The following is an 8,266-nucleotide window of genomic DNA, read 5'->3' as shown; positions in this document are numbered from 1 at the left end:
TTTGTCATTTGTCATTTGTCATTTGTCATTTGTCATTTGTCATTTGTCATTTGTCATTTGTCATTTGTCATTTGTCATTTGTCATTTGTCATTTGTCATTTGTCATTTGTCATTTGTCATTTGTCATTTGTCATTCGTCATTCGTCATTTGTTATACTCGCTTCCGAAAAGAAGCAAGTTACCTTTATGTAAGGATTTGAGGAATATTTTATTGATGAGCTTCACGCCCAGAAACCGTAGGGGCGCACCGACGTGCGCCCTTTCCACCGACGTGCTAGCGCGAGTTTGGCTGATTCTCTGGTGGTAAACCCGGATTAAACATCACCACAAATTGGGCATTTGGCATCAGACGACGGAGTATGCGAAGATGACCATCAGCATCGGAACGGCTACGATACTGTGCTACTGTGACTTGTTGCATTTTGGGTAGCAGGCGAACCAGCACCCAAGGATAAAGGCGTTGTTTGTAAGGCATAATAAATGTGTCTCCATCTGAAATTGGAGCCAGAGCCAGTGCTAATAGGTTGGTAGCCGGGATGCACTGGCTTTCTGACCATCTGAAGTTCTGCCTTTATACTACGGGCAAATTATGGTTAAGTCAATTTAACCATGAGGATTCTGGAATAAAACAGTAATGATGAGTGTGGGGGAAAAGCTTAAACGCCAGCGTGAATCACTGCATCTGACGCAGCAGCAAGTCGCTGATCAATTGGGTGTGACGGTAACTACTGTGAAAAATTGGGAAGCTGGCAGACATATCCCAAAGCTATACCCCATCCAGACGAAAGCATTGTGTGATTTGCTCGATTTAACCTTAGACGAGTTGGCAGAGTATAGTTAATGATGCCCAAGAGTCAGACAGCAAACGTGAGTAACTGATTGGGAAAGGAATGTAGGTAAAGGCAAGACGCGATCGCTTGCTTGGTACTGAAGCTATTGTAAATGCATGATTAGGCGGTGCGTTACGCTGCGCTAACACACCCTACAGATAGAACAGATAGAGGCTGTGCGTCAGTCTTAAGGATAAAAGTCCAAGTCCGCTTTATGAAGCTTTCATGAAGAGGACTTCCTAGCTATGCCAAAACGAGGTTATAAATTTAGCTTATTGAATGAAGTGATTGATGTAAACAACTGTCACTATTATTTAATAACTGGAGAAATATCTCAATAAAGCATTACTTTTTTTAGGAAAAACTTATCGGAATCTCAGACAAGCTGAGAGAGTCTTTAATTGAGGCAATCCCTTGACAGAGCTAATTTTACAGTCATTATAAGAATAATTTAATTTTAATATATGCTTAACATTAGTCAATGTTTACTTTTCGGTGAGCAATTAATTCCATAATTGTTTCTAAGAATTAACCATATAAAAACTTGATGAAGATGTAAAATTACTATTTTCTTTCTCCAGAGTCAAGAGTAAGATTACTTATAGTCAAGGCTGGGACTTCAACAAAAAACAGTCAATAGTTGTTTCCTATGAAAGGTATCCCTATTATGAACACGAAAAAAATTGCCACTCTGCTGGGTACAGTTACAGCAACCGTTTGCTTAATTTCTGCCATGGGACAAGCGGCTCAAGCTGGAGTCTTACATAATGGCTGGAACTATGCGCTCGATTCTACAAATGATGTTCCACTCGAATACGGAAATAGTGATTATGAAATTTATGGCATGGCTATCAAAGAAAATGCCGGGAAAGTCTATGTCGCATTTAATGGTAACTTTCCTTTAGAAGGGCGAAGTATTTATGAGTGGGGCGATCTTTTTTTCAATTTTTCAGACTTACCATTCATCCAGGCAAGTCAGAATGGCAATTTGTATGCTGTGAATTTCAGCAATGATGATGATACCCCTAATGGTGTTTATGGCAATGTAAACCCGACAAAATTGACGAAAGATCTTGAGATAGTTTACACCTATGAGGACATCGGAGTTGGTACTGATGGAAGGCTAAACTTGGGGGATTTATCTTCTACAGACTCTTATTTCGCACCACAAGATAACTACATCGCATACGGATTTGACCCAGCTGAAGCTGATTGGTTAGGTAATATTACTCTTTTTGATGATGAGAATGAGGTGCAGAATACTTTAATCAGCCAGTTAGAGCTTGATCTCGACTTTTTTGTTCAGGGTACTGATCAGACTCAAGGGAGTGAAACTTTTGGATTTAGCTTTAACAGGGATTTGTTACCTGAAGGTACTTATATTGCTCATGTTTTTGAAAATTGCGGTAACGATGGTGTAGCAATTAAAACACCCGAACCATCTACAATGGTTGGACTTTTTGGACTCGGATTAACTGTTCTCGGTAGTCAGATCAGCAAGCGGCGCAAGGGAAATGGTGTTTCTCAGTAAATCTTCCAGAAAAGGAAAAAATCACCTTGAGTCGAGATAAAAACGAGTTAGGCTGGAGAATCAGAAGTCTACCGTGAGAAAAAATAACCCACACCTAGCTAGTCACTTAATTTAATTCTGTCCAAAATTTAATCAGCGGAGATTTCAGTATTAAATGTCTAACCGTCAAACCCCCTTGCTTGACTAGGAAGGGGGTTATTAATAATCGACTAAACTACTCGCTTTTAATTCAGATATGCCAAAATCGATGATATGTATCATTAACTTTGAGCAATGACTTGGTCTTCTGGACAGAAGTTGCATGGCAACAATTATATTCTGGAAAAAGAATTAAAACGCGGACAATTTAGCGTTACCTATCTGGCTAGGGATCGCAAGAAACATCAATGGGTGGTTAAAACCCTGAGTGATAAGTTGATCCACGACTTCAGCCAACCGGAAGTCGATCAGATTCAGGAAACGTTTTTGTGCGAAGCCGTAAAGCTGGTAAAATGCCGACATCCTCATCTGGTGCAATTTAAAGAACCGTTGGTCGAAGGACATCAGGTTGGCATTGTCATGGAGTATCTGGATGGTGTCGATTTAGCCAGCCACGCCCAAAAGGGTTTACCAGAGTCAGAAGCGCTGCTTTATATTCAACAAATTGGCGAAGCGCTAAAAGTGATTCACGAGGCGGGGTTAATCCATCGAGATGTCAAACCCAGTAATATTCGATTACGCACCGATAAACAAGAAGCCGTGTTAATTGATTTTGGGTTAGCGCGAGGATGTGAGGATGCGTCAACAACGGTTGATACCCATACAGCAGATGAATTTGATGCCTTAGAGCTTTATAATGTGGACACTCCCCTAGGAGCTTATACGGATGTTTATTCATTAGCGGCAACGCTATACTTTTTAGTTACGGGAGAAATTCCGCCAACGGCAATGGATCGCTGTTTGTCGAAAGCGCGATTGATTCCACCAAAACAGATTAACGAACAAATTAGCGATCGCACTAATGAAGTGATTCTGATCGGGATGGCGCTACAGGTTGAGGAACGCCCTCCAACCATGCAGGAATGGCTGGATTTACTGGGATTGCAGCGCCAAATTCCTGGCTCAAAACGCCAGAAGTCACCCATTATTTTAATCGGCGCGATCATCGCCATCGTTGGTGTGTTAGGTTTAATTGCGGCTTGGTTCTTGTTCAAACCAACAGCCATCCCTCAAGAACCCACGCCTGTGCAAACACCAGTCTCCTCGCTGATGTATACGCCTGTTAGTAGCGTTTCCCCAATCACCTTTTGGTCAAACGTTTAACGGATGTCCTCCGTCTTCGTCAGGGAGGATATCAAGTCCGCTTAAGTAACCCCCTTTATCCCTTGGGTACTTTTTCTGTGGAACCTTCTGCCCTCTGCCTGATTATATTTTTTTTAACCAGGGTTTATTTTTCTAACAAAAGCTGGACATTGGCACCATTACTGTCAAACTAAATACTATCTCTACGTTGGAGGAGATTGGGCAGTGGAGTATGAAATTCGCTACAAGCCAGCCTTTGCCGCTATTTTCCTGACACTCAATCCCGGTGACAGAATCACGGCAGAAGCAGGTGCGATGACGAGTATGGATGGTAGACTCACCGTGAAGACGGAGTTTTCGGGTGGCTTTATCCCAGGCTTACTGAAAAAGTTCTTTGGCGGAGAATCATTATTTGTTAATACATTTCATAATCAAACGCAACAACCCTTAACCCTAGTTCTCACCCAATCCACCATTGGCGACATTGTTGGTGTGGATTTGCGCGAACGTTCCCTTTGCTTTCAACCCGGTGCTTATATTTGCCATACCCCTGGCGTCAAACTGGGGGTGCGGTGGGCGGGTTTGAAGAGTTGGTTTTCTGGAGAAGGATTGTTCAAACTTCAAGTTAAGGGTCAGGGTAAGGTATTCTTTGGTGCTTATGGTGGATTGACGAAAAAGCAAGTTAACGGTGACTTTGTTGTCGATACGGGTCATTTAGTCGCCTATGAACCAACAATTAAGATGAATGTTGGTTTAGCCGGGGGTTTATTGGGTTCAATGACTTCTGGCGAAGGCTTCATTAATCGACTTACGGGGACAGGAGAAATTTATCTCCAGTCTCGCAGTATTAGTGGTTTAGTCAGCTATTTACAACCAAAATTGCGTTAATATAACACTCCAAATTTTTTCATAATGAATATTGAACTGTTGCATCAACCCGATAGTGCGATCGCGCGTGTTGTTCTGGAGGCTAATGAAGAGTTAGTGGCGCAAGCTGGCTGTATGATTGCCATGAATGGTTCTATTAATGCCAGTACCACATTACGCAAGGGAAAGGGTGGCGGTATTTTGGGTGGACTCAAACGCATGGTGGCGGGAGAGTCGCTATTTTTAAGTGTGTTCCGTTCACCGATTGCTGAGGGAGAAGTCTTTCTTGCACCTAAACTCATGGGTGATCTTCTCGTCTATGAGATGAAGGGTCAAGAGTTAGTGGTTCAGGCGACATCGTATTTGGCGAGTGAATCCGGGGTTGATATTGATATCGGCTTTCAAGGGTTTAAATCTCTGTTTTCAGGTGAATCAATTTTTTGGTTGAGTCTTAGCGGTTATGGGGTTGTCTTGTTAACTTCATTTGGCGGAATTTATAAAGTGCCTGTCAATGGGGAATATGTTGTCGATACAGGTCATATTGTCGCCTTTGAAAAAAGTCTAAATTTTGATATTACCAAAGCCGGATCGAGTTGGCTAAGTGCATTTTTGGGCGGAGAAGGACTGGTTTGTCGATTTAAAGGACAAGGAAACGTCTATTGCCAAACTCACAATCCTGGTGCTTTTGGTTCTCAGGTTGGTTCTAAACTACCGCCACAATGAGCGGGTTTAGGTTGAGTCTCGTCCCTTCATAGCAAGTGGACGTAAATGGTGGGAAAACTAAATAAAGGATAAATCATCATGAGTCAGCGAATTTCTTATAAAATAGAGCATTCACCATCTTATGCTTCTTTGGTGATTAACTTGAAAACCAATGAAACGGTTTTAGTTGAATCCGGTGCTATGGCGGCAATGGATACTTGTATTAAAATGAAGTCCAGGGCTAAGGGTGGCTTGATGAAAGGACTTGGGCGAATGGTGAGTGGTGAGTCCTTTTTTATTAGTGAGTTTACCGCTGAAGGAAAATCAGGAGAGTTGTATGTTTCCCCTGGAGTACCGGGAGATATTTGTCATTATTACTTGCAAGAGAATGGCTTAATGATTCAATCCTCTGGATTTGTCGCCGCCAGTCCCACAGTAGAAATAGATACCAAGTTTCAGGGGTTTAAAGGCTTCTTTAGTGGTGAGTCCTTATTTTTAATTCGGGCAACTGGGACAGGGGATATTTGGTTTAGTTCTTATGGGGCAATTGTAGAAATTCCTGTGGCTGGAGATTATGTGGTAGATACCAGTTATATTGTGGCATTTGAAGATACGTTAAATTATAACGTAGAAATGCTGGGCGGGTTATCGTTTCGTGGATTAAGAACGGGGATTTTGGGGGGTGAAGGATTGGTTTGTCGGTTTAATGGAGAAGGGCGGTTATGGGTGCAGTCGAGAGAACTGTATAGTTTGATTAATTTCTTAAATCCCTTCCGCCCGACGAAGAGTAATAATTAGTATGTAGTGAGCGCTTTAGCGCTTCTAGGCACTAAAGTGCCGACTACGTACATACATAGGTACAAAAATAGTATGTAGTAAGCGCTTCAGCGCTTTGAGGCACTAAAGTGCCGACTACATACGTACATAGGTACAAATAGTATGTAGTGAGCGCTTTAGCGCTTCTAGGCACTAAAGTGCCGACTACATACGTACATAGGTACAAATAGCTTGTAGTGAGCGCTTTAGCGCTTCTAGGCACTAAAGTGCCGACTACATACATACATACATACACATACATACGAGCCAGAATATTATGTATGAATATCGCCGACTAACTCCCACACAACGAGCTGAATTAGTTCAGCAACGCTTGTCTCGTGGTTATCCACCTCACGCGCCTCCCCATGTTGTGACTGACAAGGAATTTTATCTCTTAACAGCAGCTTGTTATGAACACAAGTGCCATGTTAAGGATGAATGTCGCCGCCAAGAGTTACTCAATTTGCTATTTGATGCGTTCGTAACGGCTGGGATGGAAATCCGCGCCTGGGTTGTTCTGCCAAATCACTATCATCTCTTGGTACATCTGACTAATTTTGATGAGTTGAGTCGCCTGTTTCGCTTAGTACATGGTCGTACTTCTTATCAATGGAATCGGGATGATAATGTCACCCGTCGTAAGGTTTGGTATCGTTATAGCGATCGCGCTATTCGATCAGAACGACATTATTTTGCTGCTTTAAACTATCTCCATTACAATCCAGTTAAACATGGCTGGAGCCAATCTCCTTATGATTGGCGTGAAAGTAGCGTTCATTGGTATCTGGCAAATTTCGGACGCCAGTGGTTGAGAGATGCGTGGATTGAATATCCTGTGCGTGATTACGGTAAAGATTGGGATGATTTTGAGGAAGATGGTCATTATTAGAGCGCTAAAGCGCTCACTACGAACGAATTTTCTATGTCTAATGCTCCAACAAATCGCAATCCGCCGCCGAGTAATCGCCAACTCCTAATTTTATTGGGTCTATTTATCGGGTTTATTGTGGCTGTTATTTGGCTGTTGAATCTGTTGGTGAATGGTTTAATTGGGATGATTCCGCCAAGTGTGGAGCAAAAATTGGGGGCGGTAATTGTGCCAGTTTATGAGAAACAAGCTAAACCGTCTCCAACTCAAGATACTCTGAACCAATTATTAGATCGTTTGGAACAGGAACTTCCTGCTGAACAGCAAAAAGCGCGGGATTATCAGGTGCTTTATTTGCCCGAGTCTACGGTGAATGCGATCGCGCTACCAGGAGATGCTATTGTTATTTATCAGGGCTTACTGGAACAAGCAGAGTCTGAGAATGAATTGATGATGGTATTAGCCCATGAATTGGGTCATTTTGCTCACCGAGATCACCTGCGGGGTTTGGGACGAGTGTTGGTGGTACGGGTAGCCTTAGCCTATTTTCTCGGAGATGCAGGAGCCTTACAGTCAGCGGCTTCGGGGGCGGTGGAGGCAATTGCGCGATCGCAGTATTCTCAGGAACAGGAACAGGAAGCGGATGCGTTTGGCTTAATGTTATTGTATGACACTTACGGTCATGTCGCCGGAGCTACAGACTTTTTTGAACGAATGAGTGAGAAATCCGGAGCCAATTTTGCCTTCCTGTCAACCCATCCTGCACCCAAAAAACGGGTGAAAGAGTTGGAACGTTTGATTGAAAAGCAAGGGTATGAAATCGGGACGCGATCGCCTTTACCAAAAACCTTGAAATAAACAATAAGCATCTGCCAAGAACTCAAGTTCTTGGCTAAAAGCTTAAGTCCATTAAAATGGACTAATATTATGTCTTATCCAGTCAGCTTTAGCTGACTTGAGCTTTTAGCCGTGGGTTTAAACCCACGGCTCGTCTGATAATCTTAGAACAACGTATCGGGAAAAATTAGGCAAGATAAAAAGAGTAGCCGCTAACAGCAAGACTCTATGAAACCACTCACAGGTCCGCGCACACCCCGATTTCTGAGAATTTTCCGGATCATCAAGCTGATTTTTCGCCCATTGGACTACCTAGTGCAGCGCGGCAAAAATACAAGAGCCGCTTCGTAGATACGATGAAGCAGGGGGAGCAGAGGGAGCTGGGGAAGCTGGGGGAGATATTAGCTGTTCAGTTATTTCTGCTTTCTTGCACTAGATAATTATGCTCAACGGTATGGAGATATGATCAAAATTGGCGGGGATAACACTCCTCCCTTTATCTATGTCAGCAATCCCCAGGCGATTAAAGAG

Annotated in this window: 9 protein-coding genes and 1 pseudogene; 9 read left to right on the top strand and 1 reads right to left on the bottom strand. The window is 42.8% G+C overall.

Annotated features, from left to right (window positions below; genetic code table 11):
• Positions 1–200: pseudogene (locus tag RIG27_RS15175) on the top strand (hypothetical protein); the annotation flags it as partial.
• 74 nt (positions 201–274) lie between these two features.
• On the opposite strand, the gene RIG27_RS15170 reads toward RIG27_RS15175, so the two are convergent.
• A complete protein-coding gene (locus tag RIG27_RS15170) occupies positions 275–475 on the bottom strand; it encodes a hypothetical protein (protein WP_446346438.1) in 201 nt (66 codons plus the stop codon).
• A 159-nt stretch (positions 476–634) separates the two neighbouring features.
• On the opposite strand from RIG27_RS15170, the gene RIG27_RS15165 reads away from it, so the two are divergent.
• The 8 genes from RIG27_RS15165 (at position 635) to RIG27_RS15130 (ending at position 7,756) form a co-directional block, all read left to right on the top strand.
• Positions 635–841 (top strand): helix-turn-helix transcriptional regulator, encoded by a 207-nt coding sequence (locus tag RIG27_RS15165; RefSeq protein WP_446346436.1) that lies wholly within the window; start codon positions 635–637, stop codon positions 839–841.
• Between the two features lie 656 nt (positions 842–1,497).
• Positions 1,498–2,361, top strand: coding sequence for an XDD3 family exosortase-dependent surface protein (locus tag RIG27_RS15160; RefSeq protein WP_446346434.1), 864 nt, complete (start codon positions 1,498–1,500; stop codon positions 2,359–2,361).
• A 273-nt stretch (positions 2,362–2,634) separates the two neighbouring features.
• A complete protein-coding gene (locus RIG27_RS15155; protein WP_446346432.1) occupies positions 2,635–3,663 on the top strand; it encodes a serine/threonine protein kinase in 1,029 nt (342 codons plus the stop codon).
• A gap of 204 nt (positions 3,664–3,867) precedes the next feature.
• On the top strand, positions 3,868–4,530 hold the full coding sequence (locus tag RIG27_RS15150) for a TIGR00266 family protein (RefSeq protein WP_446346430.1): 663 nt from the start codon (positions 3,868–3,870) through the stop codon (positions 4,528–4,530).
• 24 nt (positions 4,531–4,554) lie between these two features.
• Complete coding sequence (locus tag RIG27_RS15145; RefSeq protein WP_446346428.1) at positions 4,555–5,232, top strand: TIGR00266 family protein; 678 nt, start codon at positions 4,555–4,557, stop codon at positions 5,230–5,232.
• A gap of 78 nt (positions 5,233–5,310) precedes the next feature.
• Positions 5,311–6,009: a TIGR00266 family protein gene (locus RIG27_RS15140; protein WP_446346426.1), complete on the top strand. Its 699-nt coding sequence runs from the start codon at positions 5,311–5,313 to the stop codon at positions 6,007–6,009.
• 295 nt (positions 6,010–6,304) lie between these two features.
• Positions 6,305–6,919: an REP-associated tyrosine transposase gene (locus tag RIG27_RS15135; protein ID WP_446346424.1), complete on the top strand. Its 615-nt coding sequence runs from the start codon at positions 6,305–6,307 to the stop codon at positions 6,917–6,919.
• Between the two features lie 33 nt (positions 6,920–6,952).
• On the top strand, positions 6,953–7,756 hold the full coding sequence (locus tag RIG27_RS15130) for a M48 family metallopeptidase (protein ID WP_446346422.1): 804 nt from the start codon (positions 6,953–6,955) through the stop codon (positions 7,754–7,756).
• The last annotated feature ends 510 nt before the right edge of the window (positions 7,757–8,266 follow it).

Source organism: Coleofasciculus sp. F4-SAH-05 (assembly GCF_040222985.1).
Classification (GTDB): Bacteria; Cyanobacteriota; Cyanobacteriia; order Cyanobacteriales; family Coleofasciculaceae; genus Coleofasciculus; species Coleofasciculus chthonoplastes.
The sequence above is the reverse complement of the archived record's forward strand: the minus strand, read 5'-3'. Positions and strand labels throughout refer to the sequence as shown.